At 61.3% G+C, this 20,272-nt stretch carries 17 protein-coding genes; 9 read left to right on the forward strand and 8 right to left on the reverse strand.

Features of this window, described 5'->3' with window-relative positions; genetic code table 11:
- Positions 1-124: 124 nt before the first annotated feature.
- Positions 125-646: a DUF6586 family protein gene (locus ATH90_RS07820; RefSeq protein ID WP_034102545.1), complete on the forward strand. Its 522-nt coding sequence runs from the start codon at positions 125-127 to the stop codon at positions 644-646.
- A 234-nt stretch (positions 647-880) separates the two neighbouring features.
- Positions 881-1,114: a hypothetical protein gene (locus ATH90_RS07825; protein WP_010212068.1), complete on the forward strand. Its 234-nt coding sequence runs from the start codon at positions 881-883 to the stop codon at positions 1,112-1,114.
- A gap of 122 nt (positions 1,115-1,236) precedes the next feature.
- Here the strand turns inward: ATH90_RS07825 and sulA are convergent, their stop codons facing one another.
- Together sulA and lexA are read right to left on the reverse strand one after the other, a co-directional pair.
- Positions 1,237-1,710 (reverse strand): SOS-induced cell division inhibitor SulA, encoded by a 474-nt coding sequence (gene sulA, locus ATH90_RS07830; RefSeq protein WP_012722849.1) that lies wholly within the window; start codon positions 1,708-1,710, stop codon positions 1,237-1,239.
- 10 nt (positions 1,711-1,720) lie between these two features.
- Positions 1,721-2,329: a transcriptional repressor LexA gene (gene lexA, locus ATH90_RS07835; protein ID WP_003172575.1), complete on the reverse strand. Its 609-nt coding sequence runs from the start codon at positions 2,327-2,329 to the stop codon at positions 1,721-1,723.
- A gap of 263 nt (positions 2,330-2,592) precedes the next feature.
- Here lexA and ATH90_RS07840 point away from each other — a divergent pair, with 263 nt between their 5' ends.
- Together ATH90_RS07840 and nagZ are read left to right on the forward strand one after the other, a co-directional pair.
- Positions 2,593-3,300, forward strand: a complete 708-nt coding sequence (locus ATH90_RS07840) for a TetR/AcrR family transcriptional regulator (protein WP_034102546.1) — start codon at positions 2,593-2,595, stop codon at positions 3,298-3,300.
- Between the two features lie 136 nt (positions 3,301-3,436).
- Complete coding sequence (nagZ, locus tag ATH90_RS07845) at positions 3,437-4,447, forward strand: beta-N-acetylhexosaminidase (protein WP_034102547.1); 1,011 nt, start codon at positions 3,437-3,439, stop codon at positions 4,445-4,447.
- Positions 4,448-4,548: 101 nt separating this feature from the next.
- On the opposite strand, the gene ATH90_RS07850 is transcribed toward nagZ, so the two are convergent.
- The 3 genes from ATH90_RS07850 to mfd are packed head-to-tail and all read right to left on the reverse strand — an operon-like array spanning position 4,549 to position 11,279.
- Positions 4,549-7,242: a DEAD/DEAH box helicase gene (locus ATH90_RS07850; protein ID WP_098465991.1), complete on the reverse strand. Its 2,694-nt coding sequence runs from the start codon at positions 7,240-7,242 to the stop codon at positions 4,549-4,551.
- A gap of 9 nt (positions 7,243-7,251) precedes the next feature.
- Positions 7,252-7,818, reverse strand: coding sequence for a CsiV family protein (locus ATH90_RS07855; RefSeq protein WP_034102549.1), 567 nt, complete (start codon positions 7,816-7,818; stop codon positions 7,252-7,254).
- 11 nt (positions 7,819-7,829) lie between these two features.
- On the reverse strand, positions 7,830-11,279 hold the full coding sequence (mfd, locus tag ATH90_RS07860; RefSeq protein WP_034102550.1) for a transcription-repair coupling factor: 3,450 nt from the start codon (positions 11,277-11,279) through the stop codon (positions 7,830-7,832).
- A gap of 340 nt (positions 11,280-11,619) precedes the next feature.
- Here mfd and ATH90_RS07865 point away from each other — a divergent pair, with 340 nt between their 5' ends.
- Positions 11,620-13,083 carry a glyceraldehyde-3-phosphate dehydrogenase gene (locus ATH90_RS07865; protein WP_034102551.1) on the forward strand — a complete coding sequence of 488 codons (1,464 nt, stop codon included), beginning with the start codon at positions 11,620-11,622 and terminating at the stop codon, positions 13,081-13,083.
- 158 nt (positions 13,084-13,241) lie between these two features.
- Here ATH90_RS07865 and ATH90_RS07870 read toward each other — a convergent pair whose 3' ends face one another.
- Positions 13,242-13,775 carry a chalcone isomerase family protein gene (locus ATH90_RS07870; protein WP_034102552.1) on the reverse strand — a complete coding sequence of 178 codons (534 nt, stop codon included), beginning with the start codon at positions 13,773-13,775 and terminating at the stop codon, positions 13,242-13,244.
- Between the two features lie 260 nt (positions 13,776-14,035).
- Between ATH90_RS07870 and sthA the strand changes: the two genes are divergently transcribed.
- Positions 14,036-15,430: a Si-specific NAD(P)(+) transhydrogenase gene (gene sthA, locus ATH90_RS07875; protein WP_010212052.1), complete on the forward strand. Its 1,395-nt coding sequence runs from the start codon at positions 14,036-14,038 to the stop codon at positions 15,428-15,430.
- 42 nt (positions 15,431-15,472) lie between these two features.
- On the opposite strand, the gene ATH90_RS07880 is transcribed toward sthA, so the two are convergent.
- On the reverse strand, positions 15,473-16,195 hold the full coding sequence (locus ATH90_RS07880) for a glycerophosphodiester phosphodiesterase (RefSeq protein WP_034102553.1): 723 nt from the start codon (positions 16,193-16,195) through the stop codon (positions 15,473-15,475).
- Positions 16,196-16,239: 44 nt separating this feature from the next.
- Positions 16,240-16,824, reverse strand: coding sequence for a PilZ domain-containing protein (locus ATH90_RS07885; RefSeq protein ID WP_098465992.1), 585 nt, complete (start codon positions 16,822-16,824; stop codon positions 16,240-16,242).
- A gap of 94 nt (positions 16,825-16,918) precedes the next feature.
- On the opposite strand from ATH90_RS07885, the gene ATH90_RS07890 reads away from it, so the two are divergent.
- From ATH90_RS07890 to ATH90_RS07900, 3 genes are all read left to right on the forward strand, one after another.
- On the forward strand, positions 16,919-18,169 hold the full coding sequence (locus ATH90_RS07890) for a lipoprotein-releasing ABC transporter permease subunit (protein WP_034102555.1): 1,251 nt from the start codon (positions 16,919-16,921) through the stop codon (positions 18,167-18,169).
- A 7-nt stretch (positions 18,170-18,176) separates the two neighbouring features.
- Entirely contained in the window at positions 18,177-18,860 is a 684-nt protein-coding gene (gene lolD, locus ATH90_RS07895) for a lipoprotein-releasing ABC transporter ATP-binding protein LolD (RefSeq protein ID WP_162830773.1), read from the forward strand.
- Positions 18,861-18,922: 62 nt separating this feature from the next.
- Positions 18,923-20,167: a lipoprotein-releasing ABC transporter permease subunit gene (locus tag ATH90_RS07900; protein ID WP_034102556.1), complete on the forward strand. Its 1,245-nt coding sequence runs from the start codon at positions 18,923-18,925 to the stop codon at positions 20,165-20,167.
- The last annotated feature ends 105 nt before the right edge of the window (positions 20,168-20,272 follow it).

Below are 20,272 nucleotides of genomic sequence, written 5' to 3' on the forward strand. Positions count from 1 at the left end.
ACAAATCTGCGCAATACAAAGGCCGCCTGCATAGGCGGCCTTTTTCTTTGCGCTTGCAGTGCGCTCGGCTGATCCGTGACACTGTTAAGCCAGCATCACGCTATTCGTTGTGGAGATTGCCGTCATGGCCAACGAACTCTATACCCGTACCAATCAGAAAATTTACTTCGCGGGTTTGTCCCTGGAAGCCCTTGGCCGTGCCGAGGAAGGGCGGGAGATGAATGCCATCGCGCTGGTCCAGGCAGGTCGTGAAGCAGCGTTGTTCCACCTGTATGGCGCCTTGCTGGGCCTGTGTCATGAAATCGCCGGGTTCTATCGCCTGCCCCAAGCCGGTTCGCCGCGCGCAGAAATGATCATGAATCGCGACGTGCTGGACACGATGGCGATCCCTGAACTGGCCGAGCTGGTAGAAATGGCTCAGAGCCCCGATAGCTGGATCGCCCGCTTGCTCAAGGCACATGCCGATATGTTCCAGCCGCCGCGTGTTCCCCATGTGCCCAAGGGGGATGTGACCCAGCCGTTGATCGTGGCGGTTGCGGTGGAAGAGGAAGAGCCCAAGCCGTTGAGCCGGGAAGAGCTGGAAGGCTGGCGCCAGGCGCTGAAGAAGATGGCACTGCGCTTTCGCGAAGGCCTCAATGAGTGCTGAGGCGGCGCCGCTGATGTACACCCGTCAAACTGGGGTGGCGGGCTTGCTCGCGTAGGCGCAGTGCCAGTTGCTTGCGGGGCACTGATCACCACCTTCGCAAGCAAGCCCCATCCCGCATTTGAAGCGAGTCATCCCGGCACCATTCATCAAGCCGGCGAGAAACCTGGGCAGATCCTCAGCGAAACGCAACGGATGACTGATATAATCCCGGCCTTTCGTGGAGAACAGACTTTTATGCCGACGTCCTTTCTGGAAATTGTTGAGTTGCCTGACGGCCGAATCGAGCTGCGCCGGGCTGAGGACGAGGGTTCTCTGGTTATTCTGGATTTTTCCGAGGACGCCAAGGTGTTCCTGCAGGGCCAACACGTGGAAGTGGCTAAAGCCATGTTGAGCGTGGGTGTGCAGATGGCAGGTCGCCTGGCGGAAGGCGAGCCGGAGAAAGAAGACGGGCCGCGGGTTCTTCACTGAGCCCATTGGTCGCTTTATGTGCTGTGTGTTGCAGATCGGCTTCTCAATCCTGAAGAAGCCTTGCGTCCATCGCGGGCACTGACATTCAAGGGTCAGCGAGCCGCGAGTGCTGACGCTTCTTGTTATCCCAATCGAATATTCAAGCTCTGAGCATCGCCCGTACGTGCGGCGCTGATCAGCTGCTGCTTGGCCGCAGCATTCAGCGGGTTCAGCCAGCTCACCACGGTGTGGCTACGGCCCAGTCGCAAGGCCTCGCAGGTCAACTGCTGGGCACTTTGTGCGCCACGCGGTTGCAGCAACAGGATGCGCTCGCGGTTGAGGCCAGCGTCCCGCAGCCAGGCCTGGGTGAGGCTGGCGGGCGGGGCGATCAGCGTCAGCCAGCGGGCGTCCTGCTCTTCGCTCAATTCGCGAAGGATTGGCGCCAACAGGCTCAGGCAGCTCCCAGCTGCACCGCGCAACGACAATTCACTGAACGCCTCAGGCTCGGCGCTCCAGGGCGCTTCGATCGTTTCCTTGAGGATGGGCGCAAGGGGTTGGGCCATGAAGGCCTCGAACAGCGACAGTTGTGTGTGTTGTGGGGTGTGCACGAGCTGCATGATGCCTCCTTTAGCGGCGAATGACGCCGACGCTCAAGCCTTCGATCACCAGGTCCTGATCTTTCAGGTTCACTTCAATCGGGGCGAACTCAGGGTTCTCGGCCAGGAGCCAGACCTTGCTGCCTTCGCGCTTGAAGCGTTTAACGGTGACTTCGTCGCCGATACGGGCCACGACGATCTGGCCATTACGGGCTTCGCGGGTGGTGTGGACGGCCAGCAGGTCGCCGTCGAAGATGCCCACGTCCTTCATGCTCATGCCATGGACCCGCAACAGGTAGTCGGCGCGAGGATGGAAGAAAGTCGGGTTGATGTTGCAGGACTCTTCGACGTGCTGCTGTGCCAGGATCGGCGCACCAGCGGCGACGCGACCGATGATCGGCAGGGTCGATTCGTCGGCCTTGGCTTCGAAGCCAGGGATGCGAATACCGCGCGAGGCACCTGGCGTCATCTCGATCGCGCCTTTGCGAGCGAGGGCCTTGAGGTGTTCTTCGGCGGCGTTAGGGGACTTGAACCCCAGTTCCAGCGCAATTTCCGCTCGTGTCGGCGGGTAGCCGTTATCATCGAGGCAGCGCTTGATAAAAGCCAGAATCTCAGCTTGGCGTGGCGTCAGTTTTAGCATGTTGATCGCTCTGTCTTTTTATACAGTGACTGGGATTATATACAGTGGACTGCGCTTGGCAATCATCCTTTTCAGTCCCTCCGCTGGACGGTCACCCGGGACGCTTCCTACAAGGCAGAGATAGCGCTGCCTACAGACCCGTAGGGATGTGATTAAATAGCGATGAAATACATGACTGACCGGCCGGAAAGCGAACCCACAGGCTTGACAAGACACAACCTGAAACGTATGTTTCAAACAAGTGTTTGTCAGGCGGAATAACCATGGCCCAGTCGGAAACCGTTGAACGCATTCTCGATGCTGCCGAGCAGTTGTTCGCGGAAAAAGGATTTGCTGAAACTTCATTGCGGCTGATCACCAGCAAGGCTGGGGTCAACCTGGCCGCCGTGAACTACCATTTCGGCTCGAAAAAAGCCCTGATCCAGGCGGTGTTCTCGCGCTTCCTCGGGCCGTTCTGCGCCAGTCTCGACCGCGAGCTCGAGCGTCGCCAAGCCAAGGCTGACCACAAGCCAACGCTGGAAGAACTGCTGGAGATCCTCGTCGAGCAAGCCCTGGTGGTTCAACCGCGCAGTGGCAACGACCTGTCGATCTTCATGCGCCTGTTGGGCCTCGCATTCAGCCAGAGCCAGGGCCACCTGCGGCGGTACCTGGAAGACATGTACGGCAAGGTATTCCGTCGGTATATGCTGCTGGTCAACGAAGCCGCCCCGCGTATTCCGCCGATCGAGCTGTTCTGGCGCGTGCACTTCATGCTCGGTGCCGCGGCGTTCAGCATGTCCGGGATCAAGGCGTTGCGCGCGATTGCCGAGACCGATTTCGGGGTGAACACCTCCATCGAGCAGGTGATGCGCCTGATGGTGCCGTTCCTCGCTGCCGGCATGCGTGCCGAAACCGGCGTGACAGACGCCACCATGGCGGCCGCCCAACTGCGCCCACGCAGCAAATCCGCGCCAACCCCCGCCAAGGTTTGACCTCCCCGGGTGGGCGCGGCCGCTTGCATCCGCTAAGCTAGCGGCCCATGCCGAATTCAGCTATTTACTCGCAACCCGTTGTGCTCACTGTGCCTGGTGAGAGCAACGGGTTGTGTGCGTTCTATAAGGAAGGTTTATGACTGTTGCCCTGCAAGGTTCTTTGATGGTCGACGTGGCCGGTACCTGGCTGACGGCCGAGGATCGCCAACTGTTGCGCCAGCCTGAAGTGGGTGGCCTGATCATTTTCGCGCGCAATATCGAGCATCCGCGCCAGGTGCGGGAGTTGAGCGCGGCGATTCGTGCCGTGCGCCCGGACCTGCTGCTGGCGGTCGACCAGGAAGGCGGTCGCGTACAGCGCCTGCGCCAGGGCTTCGTGCGCCTGCCGGCCATGCGTGCGTTGGCGGATAACCCCAATGCTGAATTCCTGGCCGAGCAATGCGGCTGGATCATGGCGACTGAAGTGCTGGCGGTGGGCCTTGACCTGAGTTTCGCCCCGGTACTCGATCTGGACTATCAACGCAGCGCCGTGGTTGGCACCCGTTCCTTCGAAGGCGACCCCGAGCGTGCCGCCGTGCTGGCCGGTGCATTCATCCGTGGCATGAACAGCGCCGGCATGGCGGCCACCGGCAAACACTTCCCGGGCCATGGTTGGGCTGAGGCGGATTCCCACGTCGCGATTCCCAATGACGAACGTAGCCTGGAACAGATTCGCGCCAATGACCTGGTGCCTTTCGCACGCCTGAGCCAACAGTTGGCGGCGGTCATGCCTGCCCACGTTATCTACCCGCAAGTCGACGCCCAGCCTGCCGGCTTCTCACGCCGCTGGTTGCAAGACATCCTGCGCGGGGAGTTGCAGTTCGATGGGGTGATTTTCAGCGATGACCTGTCCATGGCCGGGGCTCATGTGGTTGGCGACGCGGCCAGTCGTATCGAGGCTGCGTTGACGGCGGGTTGTGACATGGGCCTGGTGTGCAACGACCGTGCGGCGGCGGAGTTGGCGCTGAGTGCGGCGCAGCGGATGAAGGTCAAGCCGTCGGCGCGCATTGCACGCATGCGTGGGCAGGCGGTTGCTTCGACGCAATACAAGCAGGATCCGCGATGGTTGGCGGCGCTGACGGCATTGCGTGACGCTCAATTGATCGACTGAAAACCGCAGCGCGTCCTTCGCGGGCAAGCCCGCTCCCACACTTGATTGTATTCACACATCAACACGTGGGGGCGGGCTTGCTGGCGAAGGCGATCTGACATTTAGCGCTTCTCTTGCTTATTGGGCAGCGGCGCAAACAACGCCTCGATATCCTCATTACCCAACTGCCAGTCCCCCGTCGTCCGCCCATCCAGCACACCCGCCGCCAGGTCGGATTTTTCCTTCTGCAGGTGCTGGATTTTCTCCTCCACCGTGCCCCGGGCAATCATCTTGTAGACGAACACCGGCTTCTCCTGTCCGATGCGATAGGCACGGTCAGTCGCCTGGTTTTCCGTCGCGGGGTTCCACCATGGGTCATAGTGGATGACGGTATCGGCTTCGGTCAGGTTCAGGCCTACGCCCCCGGCCTTCAGGCTGATCAGAAAAATCTGCAGCTTGCCGCTCTGGAAGTCCTTCACCGGCGTGCGCCGGTCCCGGGTCTGGCCGGTTAACAGGGCGTAGGCCACACCGCGCTTCTTGAGCTCGTCCTCGATCAGGCTCAGCATCGAGGTGAACTGAGAAAACAGCAGGATCCGCCGACCTTCTTCAAACAGCTCTTCAAGCATTTCCATCAGACTGTCGAGCTTGCCTGAACTGCTGCCGCGCGCGGGCAGGGCGGCGTCGTTGACCAGGCGCAGGTCGCAACACACCTGGCGCAGCTTCAGCAGCGCCTCGAGAATGATGATCTGGCTGCGCGCCACGCCCTTGCGGGTGATCTCGTCGCGCACCTTTTTGTCCATGGCCAGGCGCATGGTTTCGTACACGTCGCGCTGGGCTTCGTTGAGGTCGACCCAGTGGATGATCTCGGTCTTGGGCGGCAACTCCGTGGCGACCTGTTCCTTGGTGCGGCGCAACAGGAAAGGTTTTATCCGACCGTTGAGGTGCTGCAAGCGCACATCACTGGCGCGCTTCTCGATGGGCACGCGGTAATCGCGGTTGAAGCTTTTCACGTCGCCCAACCAGCCTGGCAGCAGGAAGTGAAACAACGACCACAGCTCACCCAAGTGGTTTTCCAACGGCGTGCCGCTCAGGCACAGGCGCTGCCGTGCATTCAGTTCGCGTGCCGCCTGGGCAGCCTTGCTGGAAGGGTTCTTGATGTACTGGGCCTCATCGAGGATCAGGACATGCAGGGGCAGGGCCGCGAGCTGTTCGATGTCCTTGGGCAGCAGCGCGTAGGTGGTCAGCAGCAGGTCATAGTCCCGCAGGTTCGCGAAATGTTTCTTGCGTGCCGCGCCATACAGCGCCAGCACCTTGAGCTGCGGCGTGAAGTGCGCCGCTTCATCCAGCCAGTTGGGAATCAGGCTGGTCGGCATCACCACCATGCACGGTCGATCCAGGCGCCCGGCGGCTTTCTCTGTGAGGATATGCGCCAGGGTTTGCAGGGTTTTGCCCAGGCCCATGTCATCCGCAAGTATCCCGCCGACGTCCAGCTGGCGCAGTGACTGCATCCAGCTCAAGCCTTCCAGCTGGTACGGGCGCAAGGTTGCGTTCAGCCCCTCGGGGGCCACGCAGGTGAAGTCCTTGATGTCCCGCAGGCGCTGGGCGAAGTTGCGGATCTTCTCGCCACCTTCCCATTGCAGTGGCAGGTCTTCGAGTGGGTTCAACCGAATCGCATCGGCCTTGGCCAGGCGCAGCGTCGTAGTGCCGGCGTCTTGCAGGTAGAACTCGCCCAGGGTAGCCAGCACCGGTTTCAGGCGGCCGTAGGGCAGGGCAACTTGCAGCGGGCCATGGCCGCCGTTGGGCAGGCCGGGGATGTTCACCAGGATCAGTTCATCATCGCGGCGGCGTGCGAGTTTTTCCGGGTTGAGGATCTCGGTGTGGGAGCGCATCAGGTTCAGCAGGATCGGCAGCAGGCTCAGCCGTTCACCGTTGACGATAATCCCCAGCTCCAGGTCGAACCAATCGCGCTCCGGGCCTTCGTCGACGGTGGCGTACCAGTCGTCGACGGCGCTCAGGTCGAAGCCGAAGTCCTCATCGATCTGCAGCTCCCACCCCTCGGCCCGCAAGGTCGGTGATGCATTGAGGGTGAAGTTCAGCCAGGCACTGTCGTTGACCATCTCGAACAGCTCGCCAGCGCTTTCGGGCAGCGCCTTGCTCTGGCGCGTAGCGATCTTGAAGCCCAACAGGCGCAGTTGCTCGCGATACGGCTGCTCCCGCTCCGGATGCCGCTTGATGCGCAGGCTCTGGGTTTCCTGGCGCACGATGATGTCGGCATTTTTCTGCCCACTGACGTAGTTGCCCAGATAGTTGAAAGACAGCGCCGCACGGTGCTGGATGTAACGCTGCATCTTGCCGTTGCGCGGCTCAAATGCACTGAACTCGACACTGGCGAGCCACAAGCGCGGCACGGGTAACACGTCTTCCATGACCACCTGGGGCAGCACCGCACGGTTTTCCAGCACAGCCTGGAGTTTTTCCAGCAGCTCGGCGTCCTGGGCGGCGGCGGGGTAGGCCAGGGTTTCCTGGACCTTGAGCAGCACCGCCGCGATGTGTTTGCAGTTGGTGTGCACCGGGCAGGTACAGCGGCTGTCCACCAGGATCAGCGTGCCCTTGGCCGACTCACGCAACGAGATGGTCTGCCGGTAGACGTTGCCGCCCGAGCCTTCGCAACTGGCGACGATGGTGCTGTCGCCGGACTCGACGATGCGCACGCGGTTCTCCAGGGCATAACGTCGCCCGCGCTCCAGGCTTTGCTCTTTGAAGCGATTGGCCCACGAAGGGGCCAGGGGTTTGGTCAGCGACGACGTCAGGGGCATGGCGCTGGATCAGTCCTGGAGGTCGGGCGGTGGTGCGCTGGGTGGCTTGGCGGTCAGCGAGGTGATCTTGATCAGCAGCGCCAAGTGGCCGCCGTCCAGGTAGTTGAGCTGATTGTTCTTGGTGCGCACATCGGTCTGGCTCAGGTGCTCGCTGGCGATCACGCTGCCGTTGGCGTCGAACTGGTTGATCCAGAAGTTCGCATCAATGTCGGTAAAACGCCCCAGTTGCAGGCTCAGCACGCCCTCGATAGGAAACTGGCCGAACTGCTCTTGCCCATCAGTGATGGCGATCTTGACCGGCTGCTCGCCCAGGTTCTGCTCCCACGCCTTGTGCGCCAGCACGGTGTAGCTTGAGTCGGCACGCAGCTTGTCGACGATATTACCCAGGCGCGGCGGGCTCAACCTGTCCCCCAGGCGCACGGCGCCAGCATCCCAGTTTTCCGGGGCGGCGCGGCTGTTGATCACCGGCTCCGCGTTCTGGCGCACCAGGATCATTTCCACCTGGTACGGGCTGTCGGCGAACGCCGTGGGTGCCACTACTACCAACAACAGGCTCAAAATGCGGAACAGGCGCATTGGGGCGTCCTTCAAGCAGATTTCGGGATGAGGCGCTCGAACAACGCCTCCAATGTATTAAAGCGTTCTTCGGCACGTTCCATCGGCACCATGAACTTGAACAGCGTAGCCCCTTCGAACTTATAACGGTTGGGCTGGCCCTGGATCAGCTTGATCAGCACCAGGGGGTCCACCGGCGTCTGCGCTTCGAACTCGATGCGCCCACCTTGCGGCCCGGCGTCGACCTTCTTGATACCCAGTTGCTCGGCCTGCAACTTGAGCAGGGTCAGGCGCACCAGGTTCTTGGTCGGCTCCGGCAACAGGCCGAAACGGTCGATCATCTCCACCTGCAGGTCCTTGAGGCCTTCTTCGTCGGTGGCCGAGGCGATGCGTTTGTACAGGATCAGTCGCGCATGCACGTCCGGCAGGTAGTCTTCGGGAATCAGTGCAGGCAAGCGCAGGTTGATCTCCGGGCCGCCACCCAGGGGTTGATCGAGGTTGGGCTGCTCGCCTTTGCGGATGGCTTTCACCGCGCGCTCAAGCATCTCCATGTACAGGGTGAAACCGACCGCCTGGATCTGCCCGCTCTGGCCGTCGCCCAGCAATTCGCCGGCACCACGGATCTCCAGGTCGTTGGTGGCCAGTACGAAACCGGCGCCCAGGTCCTGGGTATTGGCGATGGCTTCCAGGCGCTTTTCTGCGTCGCCGGTGATCTGTTGGCGCGGTGGCGTCAGCAGGTAGGCATACGCCTGGTGGTGACTACGACCCACCCGGCCGCGCAATTGGTGCAGTTGCGCCAGGCCGAACTTGTCGGCGCGCTCGATGATGATGGTGTTGGCGCTCGGTACGTCGATGCCGGTCTCGATGATGGTCGAGGCGATCAGCACGTTGAAGCGCTTGTGGTAGAAGTCGCTCATCACCTGTTCGAGTTCACGCTCGCGCATCTGCCCGTGGCCGATCGCAATACGCGCTTCCGGCACCAGTTCGGCGAGGTCGGCGGCGCACTTCTCGATGGTCTTCACGTCGTTGTGCAGGTAGTAAACCTGCCCGCCGCGCAGCAATTCGCGCAGCAGTGCTTCCTTGACCGTGCTTTTGTTCTGCTCCATCACGAAGGTGCGCACCGACAGGCGACGCGCCGGTGGCGTGGCGATGATCGACAGGTCGCGCATGCCCGACACCGCCATGTTCAGTGTGCGCGGAATCGGCGTGGCGGTCAGGGTGAGGATGTCGACTTCGCTGCGCAGGGCCTTGAGCTGTTCTTTCTGGCGCACACCAAAGCGGTGTTCTTCGTCGATGATCACCAGGCCCAGGTTCTTGATCTTCACGTCGTCCGACAGCAGCTTGTGCGTGCCGATGACGATATCGATCTTGCCTTCCGCCAAATCGGCGACGGCCGCGTTGACTTCCTTGGCCGATTTGAAGCGGCTCATCACTTCCACGGTCACCGGCCAGTCGGCAAAGCGGTCGCGGAAGCTGTTGTAGTGCTGCTGGGCGAGCAGGGTGGTGGGGACCAGGATCGCCACTTGCTTGCCGCCATGCACGGCAATAAAGGCGGCGCGCATCGCCACCTCGGTCTTGCCGAAGCCCACGTCACCGCACACCAGGCGGTCCATTGGCTTGGGCGCCAGCATGTCGGCGCGTACTGCTTCGATGGTGGTTTGCTGGTCCGGGGTTTCTTCGAACGCGAAGCCGGCGCTGAATGTCGCATAGTCGGCTTTCGGGTCGGCGAAGGCATAACCTTCGCGCGCCGCACGCCGGGCATAGATGTCGAGCAATTCGGCGGCGACGTCGCGCACCTGCTCGGCGGCCTTGCGCTTGGCTTTTTGCCAGGTCTCGGAACCCAGGCGGTGCAACGGCGCCAGGGCATCGTCGCTGCCGGTGTAGCGCGCGATCAGGTGCAGGCTGGCCACCGGCACGTAGAGCTTGGCGCCCTCGGCGTATTCCATGGTGAGGAATTCGGCAGCCTGGTTGTCGATCTCCAGGGTCTGCAGGCCCAGGTAGCGGCCGACACCGTGATCGATATGCACCACCGGCGCGCCTTCGCGCAGCTCGGTGAGGTTCTTGATCACCGCGTCGTTGTTGGCGTCGGCGCGTTTTTCACGGCGACGACGCTGCATCACGCGCTGGCCGAACAGCGGGCTTTCGGCGATCAGCGCGAGGGCCGGGTCATCCAGCAGCAGGCCTTCGTCGAGCGGTGCGATGGTGATCGCCAGGCGCTCTTTGCTCTTGACGAAATCAGGCCAGCTGTCGACGGTTTTGGGGCGCAGCTTCAGGCGCTCGAGCAATTCCAGCAGCACTTCGCGACGGCCTGCTGACTCGGCCGTAAACAGCACGCGGCCAGGGAAGTCGCCGAGGAAGTTGGACAGCGCTTCCAGCGGTTGCGTGGCTTTGGCCTGGATCGCTAGATCCGGCAACGCCGCCGCGGGGAAGCGCTCGCGGCCCACACCGGGGTCTACATCTTGCTGGCTGGCGACTACACGCGGCCAGTTTTTAAGGCGCGCGAAGCAGTCTTCCACCGGCAGGAACAGCTCGGCGGGCGGCAATAAAGGACGCGAAGGATCGACGCGGCGTTCTTCGTAGCGGTTACGCACGTCGTTCCAGAAGTTTTCTGCAGCTTGCTCAATGCCCGGCAGCGAGAACACTTGAGTGTCCTGGGGCAGGTAATCGAACAGGGTGGAGGTTTCATCGAAGAACAGCGGCAGGTAGTACTCGATACCGGCCGGGGTGATCCCGCTGCTCAGGTCCTGGAAGATCGGGCAGCGGCGGAAGTCGACGTCGAAGCGTTCACGGAAGCGCGCCTTGAAGCGGGTGACCGCGTCTTTTTGCAGCGGGAATTCCCGAGCGGGCAGCAGCTTGACCGAGTCCACCTTGTCGATGGAGCGCTGGTTTTCCGGATCGAAGGTGCGCAAGGTCTCGATTTCGTCATCGAACAGGTCGATGCGGTAGGGCAGTTTGCTGCCCATCGGGAACAGGTCGATCAATGCACCGCGCACCGCGAACTCACCGTGTTCATACACCGTGTCGACGCACCGGTAGCCGCTGGCTTCCAGGCGTGTGCGCATCTGCTCTACGTCGAGCTTCTGGCCGATATCCAGGACCAGGCTGCTGCCCAGCAGGAACTTGGTCGGCGCCAGGCGATGCAGCGCCGTGGTGATCGGCACGACCAGCACGCCGTGGGCCAGTTCCGGCAAGCGGTACAGGCTGGCGATGCGCTGGGAGATGATGTCCTGGTGCGGCGAGAACAGGTCGTAGGGCAGGGTTTCCCAATCGGGGAAATGCAGCACCGGCAAATCGGGGGCGAAGAAGCTCAGCTCCTGCTCCAACCGTTCGGCACTCTGGCTGTCGGCGGTGAGCAGCAGGGTAAAGCGCTTGGCTGCGCTGGCAGCCTCGGCAATGGCCAGGCTCAGGGCGGCACCGGGCAGGTTGCCCCAGTGCTGTTTACCTGCCGCGGCAGGGAGAAGCGGTAGACGCAGAACGGGCACGGAAGGTTGAGCTCCAAGCGTTGCGACAAAGTCGGTAATTGTAACGGCCCAAGGTGCCGCCTGTCAGTTTCTGACTGAGCCTATTACGGTTTGTAGGAAATGTAGTGGCTAAGACAAACAATGGCGTGTTTTGACTCAATATGTAGTGCCGAAATACGCGATTGTTTAGGAGGGTTACGGACAAGTCGACACGCTTCCCCAACTAGTGGCCTTCTGGAACCCGCGTATTTACTGGGCTGCAGCGGGGCGGTATTTTTTGGCAAGGGGTTTTTGTTGTAGGACGCGCATTGCTCCGAGGGCGGTCGGGCGGCATAATGTAGCCCCTTTTTTCAGCCCCTACATGTGGAAGGTTCCCGTGACTCAGAAGCCCGACCAGTGTCTTGGTGAATGGATCGACCGTGAAGCACTCGCAGAAGCGATGATCCCGCTTATCGGTCAGCTGTACCGCAATAACAATGTGGTGAGCTCGATCTATGGCCGCAGCCTGATCAACCAGTCTGTCATCGCGATTCTCAAAGCCCACCGCTTTGCGCGCCATCGCTCCGCCGACGACAGCGAACTCTCCGTCCACGAAACATTCCCACTGCTCAAGGCCATGAGCGAGCTCAAGCTCGGCGCGGCTTCGGTAGACCTGGGCAAGCTGGCCTACAAATTCCGTAAAGAAGGCAATGGCCGTAGCGCCGAGCAGTTCGTACGCGAAGAAATGGCCGAAGTGGTAGGTCAGCAAAACGCCGCGGCTCGCAAGGGCACCGACGTTGTGCTGTACGGCTTCGGTCGTATCGGCCGCCTGCTGGCGCGCATCCTGATCGAAAAAACCGGTGGCGGCGACGGCCTGCGCCTGCGTGCCATCGTGGTGCGTAAAGGCGCCGAGAACGACCTGACCAAACGTGCCAGCCTGCTGCGTCGCGATTCGGTACACGGTCCGTTCAACGGCACCATCGTCATCGACGAAGAAAACAACACCATCACCGCCAACGGTAACCTGATCCAGGTGATCTACGCGAAGAACCCGTCCGAGGTGGATTACACCCAGTACGGCATCAAGGACGCCCTGCTGGTGGACAACACCGGCGTATGGCGTGACGCCGAAGGCCTGGGCCAGCACCTGGCCTGCCCGGGTGTCGACCGCGTTGTGTTGACCGCGCCTGGCAAGGGCAAGCTGAAGAACATCGTTCACGGCATCAACCACACTGAAATCACCGCCGACGACAAGATCGTGTCCGCCGCTTCCTGCACCACCAACGCCATCGTGCCGGTGCTCAAGGCAGTGAATGACAAGTTCGGCATCGTCAACGGCCACGTCGAGACCGTTCACTCGTACACCAACGACCAGAACCTGATCGACAACTTCCACAAGGGCGATCGCCGTGGCCGTAGCGCCGCGTTGAACATGGTGATCACCGAGACCGGCGCTGCCACCGCTGCTGCCAAGGCCCTGCCTGAGCTGGCCGGCAAGCTGACCGGTAACGCGATTCGCGTTCCGACGCCGAACGTGTCGATGGCCATCCTCAACCTGAACCTTGAGAAAGCCGCCACCCGTGAAGAGATGAACGAGTACCTGCGCTACATGGCGCTGCACTCCGATCTGCACAAGCAAATCGACTTCGTCAATTCCCAGGAAGTGGTCTCCACCGACTTCGTGGGTTCGCGCCACGCCGGTGTGGTGGACGCGGAAGCGACCATTACCCAGGACAACCGCGTTGTACTGTACGTCTGGTACGACAACGAGTTCGGCTACAGCTGCCAGGTGGTTCGCGTGATGGAAGACATGGCCGGGGTCAACCCGCCTGCGTTCCCGCGTTAAGCGTTTGCGTTGAATGAAAAAGCCCCGACTGGTTCGGGGCTTTTTTACACCTGATGGTTTCGTGCTGTCGGTCATGGCCCCATCGCAGGCAAGCCAGCTTCCACCTTTGAATGTGTTCGCAAATCAAAATGTGGGTGCTGGTTGCCCGCGATGGGCTGTCAGTCCAAAAGCTTGCTACGCAGGCTGTCGGACAATCCGTTGGGCGCAAGCCAGATCCCCAGGTAAGCCTTTGCCAGCTCGTCATCGCGACTGCTGAACGCCACTTGGCCATTGATCTCGAGGTTCAAGCCCCGCCCCGGACGAAAATCCAGGGCATAGCGATCGCCGCTGCGGATATTGCGAAAGCTGGCGTGCAGTTTTTCTATCTCGGGCTTCAGCCGGGCACTCGCTTGCTGGCGTTCCAGTGTGGTGGTGGCGGCCTTGATCACATCGTTGCGGTCGATATCACGGAAGTAGTACAGCACAAGGTGCAGTGCTTTTTGTTGGTCCCAGGCTTGTTTGGCGCTCAAGTCCGACGGGGCATACAGCGCCGCCGCATACACATCCGCCCAGAGGTACGTGAGCACCGCCTGGTTTTTCAGCACCAGTGACTGGGACTGTGCCGGGAAGTTGGCTTGCTTGAGCCGATCCGCCTCATTGGCGTGTGCGGTGATCGACAGCATGAGCAATAAACAGAAAACGATGTGTCGCATAATGGCCCGTCCCGAAAAGATGCGTGACTACAGGTTAATTCATTTTCCGACAGCAGCAGGGTTCAGGGATAATCTGCGTTGTGTAGTAAAGGCAAGACTGGCCTACGACGCGACCAAGGGTTAATGTTCGCGGCGTTGAGCCTTATATAGACTGTGCCCCGGTTCACACACTTGAGCCAAATTGTCCTTCATGACCGCTGGCCGCGGCATGATTTAGCCCGGCGTCCAACCGTACGCCTGGCCTGTTCTGAGGAGTACGCATGGCTGTCTACAACTACGACGTGGTGGTACTGGGTTCCGGCCCGGCTGGAGAAGGTGCGGCGATGAACGCCGCCAAAGCTGGGCGCAAGGTGGCGATGGTCGATAGCCGTCGCCAGGTTGGCGGTAACTGCACCCACCTGGGCACCATCCCGTCCAAGGCCTTGCGTCACTCGGTGCGCCAGATCATGCAGTTCAACACCAACCCGATGTTCCGGGCCATTGGTGAGCCGCGTTGGTTCTCGTTCCCGGACGTGCTGAAAAGCGCCGAGAAAGTCATCTCCAAGCAGGTTGCTTCGCGTACTGGCTACTACGCCCGTAACCGCGTCGATCTGTTCTTCGGCACCGGCAGCTTCGCCGACGAGCAAACCATCGAGGTGGTCTGCCCCAATGGCGTGGTCGAGAAGCTGGTGGCCAAGCACATCATCATCGCCACCGGTTCGCGCCCGTATCGCCCGGCGGATATCGATTTCCACCACCCGCGTATCTACGATAGCGACACCATCCTGAGCCTGGGCCACACCCCGCGCAAACTGATCATCTACGGCGCCGGCGTGATTGGCTGTGAATACGCCTCGATCTTCAGCGGCCTGGGTGTATTGGTCGAGCTGGTGGATAACCGCGACCAGTTGCTGAGCTTCCTCGACTCGGAAATCTCCCAGGCGTTGAGCTATCACTTCAGCAACAACAACATCACCGTGCGCCACAACGAGGAGTACGAGCGGGTCGAGGGCCTGGACAACGGTGTGATCCTGCACCTCAAGTCCGGCAAGAAGATCAAGGCTGACGCCTTGCTGTGGTGCAACGGCCGTACCGGTAACACCGACAAGCTGGGCATGGAAAACATCGGGGTCAAGGTCAACAGCCGTGGCCAGATCGAGGTGGACGAGAACTACCGCACCTGCGTGACCAACATCTACGGTGCCGGTGACGTGATCGGCTGGCCAAGCCTGGCCAGTGCCGCGCACGACCAAGGGCGTTCGGCCGCTGGCAGCATCGTCGACAACGGCAGCTGGCGCTACGTGAACGACGTGCCGACCGGCATCTACACCATTCCGGAGATCAGCTCGATCGGCAAGAACGAGCACGAACTGACCAAGGCCAAGGTGCCTTACGAAGTGGGCAAGGCGTTCTTCAAGAGCATGGCGCGTGCGCAGATCGCCGGTGAGCCGCAAGGCATGCTGAAGATCCTGTTCCACCGCGAAACCCTGGAAGTCCTCGGCGTGCATTGCTTCGGCTACCAGGCGTCGGAGATCGTGCACATCGGCCAGGCGATCATGAACCAGCCAGGTGAACTCAATACCCTCAAGTATTTTGTCAACACCACGTTCAACTACCCGACCATGGCGGAAGCCTATCGGGTAGCGGCCTACGACGGCCTCAACCGGCTTTTTTGAGCGGCTCCGGCCGGTGGCCTGAGCCGGCCGGGGAGACCGATTTCAGTAATTCCCGAGAGTGGCAGTGGCCAAACCGGGAAAGTCTGTAATCAGGCTATCTACGCCGAAGTCGGCGAGCCTGCGCATCAGCGCGGGTTCGTTGACTGTCCACACGGACACGTGCAAACCCTGGCGCTGGGCTTTTTCCAGGCGCTCGGGGGTGCACAACGTCCAGTTCAACGCCAGAATCTCACAGCCATAGTTCTGCGCGACCTTCAACGGGTCGAGCCAGGCGTATTCGGCGACCAGCCCACGTGACAGGTCTGGGGTGAGTTCAACCGCTGCTTTCAACACTTCTCGCGAACTCGAGGTGACGGTGACTTTGTCCATCAGGCCAAAGCGCACGGCCATTTCCCGAATCGCCAGCACGGTAGTGGCAGCGCGGGTGCGCGAAGCGCTTTTGACTTCCAGTTGCCAGTGATCGAAATCGCAGTGCTCGAACAGCTCTTCCAGGCGCGGGATCGGGCAAGGCTTGACCCAGCCCGGGCCGCCTTTGCGCGCGTCCATTTTCACCAGGTCTGCCGCCGAGTACTCGACGACTTTGCCGCGCCGGTCGGCGGTACGCTTGAGGGTCGGGTCGTGAATGACCATCAGCTCGCCGTCCATGGACAGGTGCAAGTCCAGTTCGCAGCGGCGTACGCCGTGCTTGAGGCACTCCTGGAAGCTGGTCAGGGTGTTTTCCGGTGCTTCGCCTTTGGCACCGCGGTGGCCGTAGATCAGGGTCACAGTTGCTCCTTTATGCCAGGTCGTCTGGCCGTGTAAATACGTATTCAGGTGTCTTGTGCGTCGCTCTGTTCCCGCGCCAGGCGCCGTTCCTGGGCCTGTTTCTGCAGGATGTAGCGCGCCAGCAGCTGGCGTTGGGCGTCGGTCATGGCTTCGAATTCCGTGCCAACATCAAAACCACCGGCCTTGGGGTCGCAATGAGTGACCCGCGCGCGCAGCAGCAGGCCGAGCGCCTGGGGCATCAGCACCAGCTTGACCGCCAGGTGGGCGCCGGGCGCCAAGGGCGTGGGGTGCTGGAAGTCGATACCGCCCTCGGAAATGATCACCGGCTGCGGTGCGCCGACCTCATCCAGCAGGCCGCGTGCCATGATCTGGCTGAGCAGGTCGAGGCGTTTGTTCTGCACGCGGAGGAAGGCGGCGAGGGTGCGATCCTTCTCGCTGAGCTGGCGTAGCAGGTGCTGGGCTTCGAATTCACTCAGGTGCAATTCGCTGAGCAGATTGAACAGTGGCGAATCATCCAGCAACACTTCCTTGCTCGCTGCTTCGGGGGCAGACAGGCTTTTGATTTGGAGTGCGATCATGTCGTCGATACGGTAGTATTCGCGGCGCTCTTCTTCATCTAATGTCGACATGGCGAACCCCAGGTAACGGTAATGGTCTGAGTGTAAAGCTGCTGACCAGACCCCGCCACCGGGACGTCTTCTTTTCCTCCGAACAAGCCCCGACATGTTCAGACCTCTCTTCGTATTTATCGGCACGCGTTATACCCGTGCAAAGCGCCGCAATCATTTTGTGTCGTTCATTTCCCTCACGTCGATGATCGGGCTCGCCTTGGGCGTGGTCGTGATGATCGTGGTGTTGTCGGTGATGAACGGCTTCGATCATGAGATGCGCACCCGCGTGCTGGGCATGGTGCCCCACGCGACCATCGAGGGCGATGCGCCCATCAGCGACTGGCAAAGCCTGGCCGACAAGGTCAAGCAGAACCCCAAGGTCCTGGCCGTTGCGCCATTTACCCAGATGCAGGGGTTGCTGACCAATGACGGCAAGGTGCAAAAGATCCTGCTCAATGCCATCGACCCGGCCCAGGAGCGCAACGTCTCGATCATCGACAAGTTCATGCTGCAGGGCAAACTCGACGACCTGGCGCCCGGCAGCTTTGGCATCGTCATCGGCGACAAGGCCGCGGCCAAGCTCGGTGTAGGTGTCGGCGACAAGCTGACCTTCGTCGCCCCGGAAGTCACCGTGACCCCGGCCGGCATGTTCCCCCGCATGAAGCGCTTCACTGTGGTGGGCACCTTCCACGTCGGCGCCGGCGAGATCGACGGCTACCTTGGTCTGACCAACCTCACCGACCTGGCCCGCCTGCACCGCTGGCAGCCAGACCAGGTGCAGGGCCTGCGCCTCAAGTTCAACGACCTGTTCGACGCACCGCGCGGTGCCTGGGAGATCGCCCAGCACCTGGGTGAAAGCCAGTACTACGCCCGCGACTGGACCCGTACCCACGGCAACCTGTACCAGGCCATCCGCATGGAAAAAGCCATGATCGGCCTGCTGTTGCTGCTGATCGTCGCCGTGGCTGCCTTCAACATCATCTCCACGCTGGTGATGGTGGTGAACGACAAGAAGGGCGATATCGCCATCCTGCGTACCCTGGGCGCCACGCCGGGGCAGATCATGGCGATCTTTATGGTGCAGGGCACCGTCATCGGCGTGGTCGGCACCTTGATCGGTACGGCCGTCGGCATTCTGGCCGCGTTGAACGTCAGTGCGGCCATTGCCGGCCTCGAAACCCTGATCGGCCACAAGTTTCTCAACGCCGACGTCTATTTCATCGACTACTTGCCGTCCCAGGTTCAGGCCCAGGACGTGCTGATGGTGGGCGGCGCTGCGCTGCTCCTGAGTTTCCTTGCCACCCTGTATCCAGCCTGGCGCGCGGCACGTACCCAGCCAGCACAGGCCTTACGTTATGAGTGAATCGGGCATGAGTGAAAAAGCAATCCTGAGCTGCCGCAACCTGGGCAAATCCTACGAGGAAGGCCCGGAATCGGTGGTGGTGCTGTCCAACCTGCAACTTGAGCTGCACCCTGGCGAGCGCGTAGCGATCGTCGGCAGTTCCGGTTCCGGCAAAAGTACCTTGCTGAACCTGCTGGGCGGCCTTGATACGCCGTCCCAGGGCAGTGTCTGGCTGGCCGGTGAAGAACTGTCGGCCCTGGGCGAAAAGGCCCGTGGCCAACTGCGCAACCGTTCGCTGGGCTTTGTGTACCAGTTCCACCACCTGTTGCCGGAGTTCACCGCCCTGGAGAACGTGTGCATGCCGCTGTTGATCGGCAAGACCGCGATCCCCGAGGCGCGCCAGCGTGCTACAGCCTTGCTGGAGCGCGTCGGCCTCGGCCACCGCCTGGAGCACAAGCCGGCGGAATTGTCCGGCGGCGAGCGCCAGCGTGTGGCGATTGCCCGCGCCCTGGTGAACAACCCAGGCTTGGTGATGCTCGACGAGCCGACCGGCAACCTCGACTCCCACACCGCCCAGGGCATCAAGGACTTGATGCTGGAGCTGAGCACCCAGATGCGCACCGCGTTCCTGGTGGTGACCCATGACATGAGCATGGCCCGGCAGATGGACCGCGTGTTGCACCTGCAGGAAGGTCACCTGGTCGCCATCTGACCTGCTTCAAGCCCGGTGTTTTTGACGCTGGGCTTTTTCATTTTTTCAGGCGGTGTACGCGAATGTTCAGACCGTTATCCATTTTCATCGGCACGCGCTATACCCGCGCCAAGCGCCGCAACCGTTTTGTCTCGTTTATCTCGATGACCTCGATGATCGGCCTCGCCCTGGGCGTGCTGGCAATGATCGTGGTGTTGTCGGTGATGAATGGCTTCCAGCGCGAAATGAGCTCACGCATTCTTGGCATGGTGCCCCACGCCACGATCGTCGGCGTAAACCCGATCGACGATTGGCAGCCCGTGGCCGCCGCGGCGATGAAGAATCCGCAGGTGACTGCTGCAGTGCCCTTCACACAGATGGATGGCATGTTCTCCTACAAGGGCGCGATGCAGCCGATCGAGATCAACGGCGTTGACCCGGCGCAGGAAGGCAAGGTGTCGATCGTGGCCCAGCACATCGTGCGTGGCAAACTCGATGACCTGAAGCCCGGCGAGTTCGGCGTGGTGGTCGGTGAAATCACCGCCCGACGCTTCCGCCTGAATGTGGGCGACAAGTTGACCCTGATCGTGCCGGAAATCAGCACCGCACCGGGTGGCATCACCCCGCGCATGCAGCGCTTGAATGTGGTGGGCATTTTCAAGGTCGGCGCCGAGCTGGACGGCTCCATGGCGTTGATCCACATGGCCGACGCCGCAGAAATTCAACATTGGCAACCGAACCAGGTGCAAAGCGTACGCCTGGCGGTGAAAGACTTGTATGCGGCGCCCAAGGTCTCGTCGGACATCGCCGCCAGCCTGGGCGCCGGCTACAAGCCCGATGACTGGACCCACACCCAGGGCAGCCTGTTCAGCGCGATGAAGATGGAAAAGACCATGATCGGCCTGCTGTTGCTGATGATCGTCGCAGTGGCTGCGTTCAACATCATCGCCACGTTGATCATGGTGGTGAACGACAAGGGCGCGGACATTGCGATCCTGCGCACCATCGGCGCCACGCCACGGCAGATCATGGCGATCTTCATGGTGCAGGGCACGGTGATCGGTATTGTCGGCACCCTCATCGGCGGCGTATTGGGTGTGATCGCGGCGTTGAACGTGAGCGAGCTGGTGGGCTGGGTAGAGCGGGTCACCGGGCAGCATATCTTCAGTTCGGATGTGTACTTTGTCAGCAACCTGCCTTCGGAACTGCAGGGCGGGGATGTGCTGCTGATCTGCACGGCCGGGTTTGTGTTGAGCTTCTTGGCGACGATTTACCCGGCGTATCGGGCGGCGAAGATTGAGCCGGCGCATGCGCTGAGATATTCGTAAGATTCGAGACCGCTATCGCAGGCAAGCCAGCTCCCACCTGTTGATTTGTGAATACATTCAAATGTGGGAGCTGGCTTGCCTTCCATAGGGCTGGCCCAGCCTGCA

Source organism: Pseudomonas lurida (genome assembly GCF_002563895.1).
GTDB classification, from domain to species: domain Bacteria; phylum Pseudomonadota; class Gammaproteobacteria; order Pseudomonadales; family Pseudomonadaceae; genus Aquipseudomonas; species Aquipseudomonas lurida.

Coding starts and splice junctions, on each gene's coding strand:
- ATH90_RS07820 (WP_034102545.1), top strand. CDS start 125: ATGGCCAACGAACTCTATACCCGTACCAATCAGAAAATTTACTTCGCG.
- ATH90_RS07825 (WP_010212068.1), top strand. CDS start 881: ATGCCGACGTCCTTTCTGGAAATTGTTGAGTTGCCTGACGGCCGAATC.
- sulA (WP_012722849.1), bottom strand. CDS start 1,710: ATGCAGCTCGTGCACACCCCACAACACACACAACTGTCGCTGTTCGAG.
- lexA (WP_003172575.1), bottom strand. CDS start 2,329: ATGCTAAAACTGACGCCACGCCAAGCTGAGATTCTGGCTTTTATCAAG.
- ATH90_RS07840 (WP_034102546.1), top strand. CDS start 2,593: ATGGCCCAGTCGGAAACCGTTGAACGCATTCTCGATGCTGCCGAGCAG.
- nagZ (WP_034102547.1), top strand. CDS start 3,437: ATGACTGTTGCCCTGCAAGGTTCTTTGATGGTCGACGTGGCCGGTACC.
- ATH90_RS07850 (WP_098465991.1), bottom strand. CDS start 7,242: ATGCCCCTGACGTCGTCGCTGACCAAACCCCTGGCCCCTTCGTGGGCC.
- ATH90_RS07855 (WP_034102549.1), bottom strand. CDS start 7,818: ATGCGCCTGTTCCGCATTTTGAGCCTGTTGTTGGTAGTAGTGGCACCC.
- ATH90_RS07865 (WP_034102551.1), top strand. CDS start 11,620: ATGTGGAAGGTTCCCGTGACTCAGAAGCCCGACCAGTGTCTTGGTGAA.
- ATH90_RS07870 (WP_034102552.1), bottom strand. CDS start 13,775: ATGCGACACATCGTTTTCTGTTTATTGCTCATGCTGTCGATCACCGCA.
- sthA (WP_010212052.1), top strand. CDS start 14,036: ATGGCTGTCTACAACTACGACGTGGTGGTACTGGGTTCCGGCCCGGCT.
- ATH90_RS07885 (WP_098465992.1), bottom strand. CDS start 16,824: ATGTCGACATTAGATGAAGAAGAGCGCCGCGAATACTACCGTATCGAC.
- ATH90_RS07890 (WP_034102555.1), top strand. CDS start 16,919: ATGTTCAGACCTCTCTTCGTATTTATCGGCACGCGTTATACCCGTGCA.
- lolD (WP_162830773.1), top strand. CDS start 18,177: ATGAGTGAAAAAGCAATCCTGAGCTGCCGCAACCTGGGCAAATCCTAC.
- ATH90_RS07900 (WP_034102556.1), top strand. CDS start 18,923: ATGTTCAGACCGTTATCCATTTTCATCGGCACGCGCTATACCCGCGCC.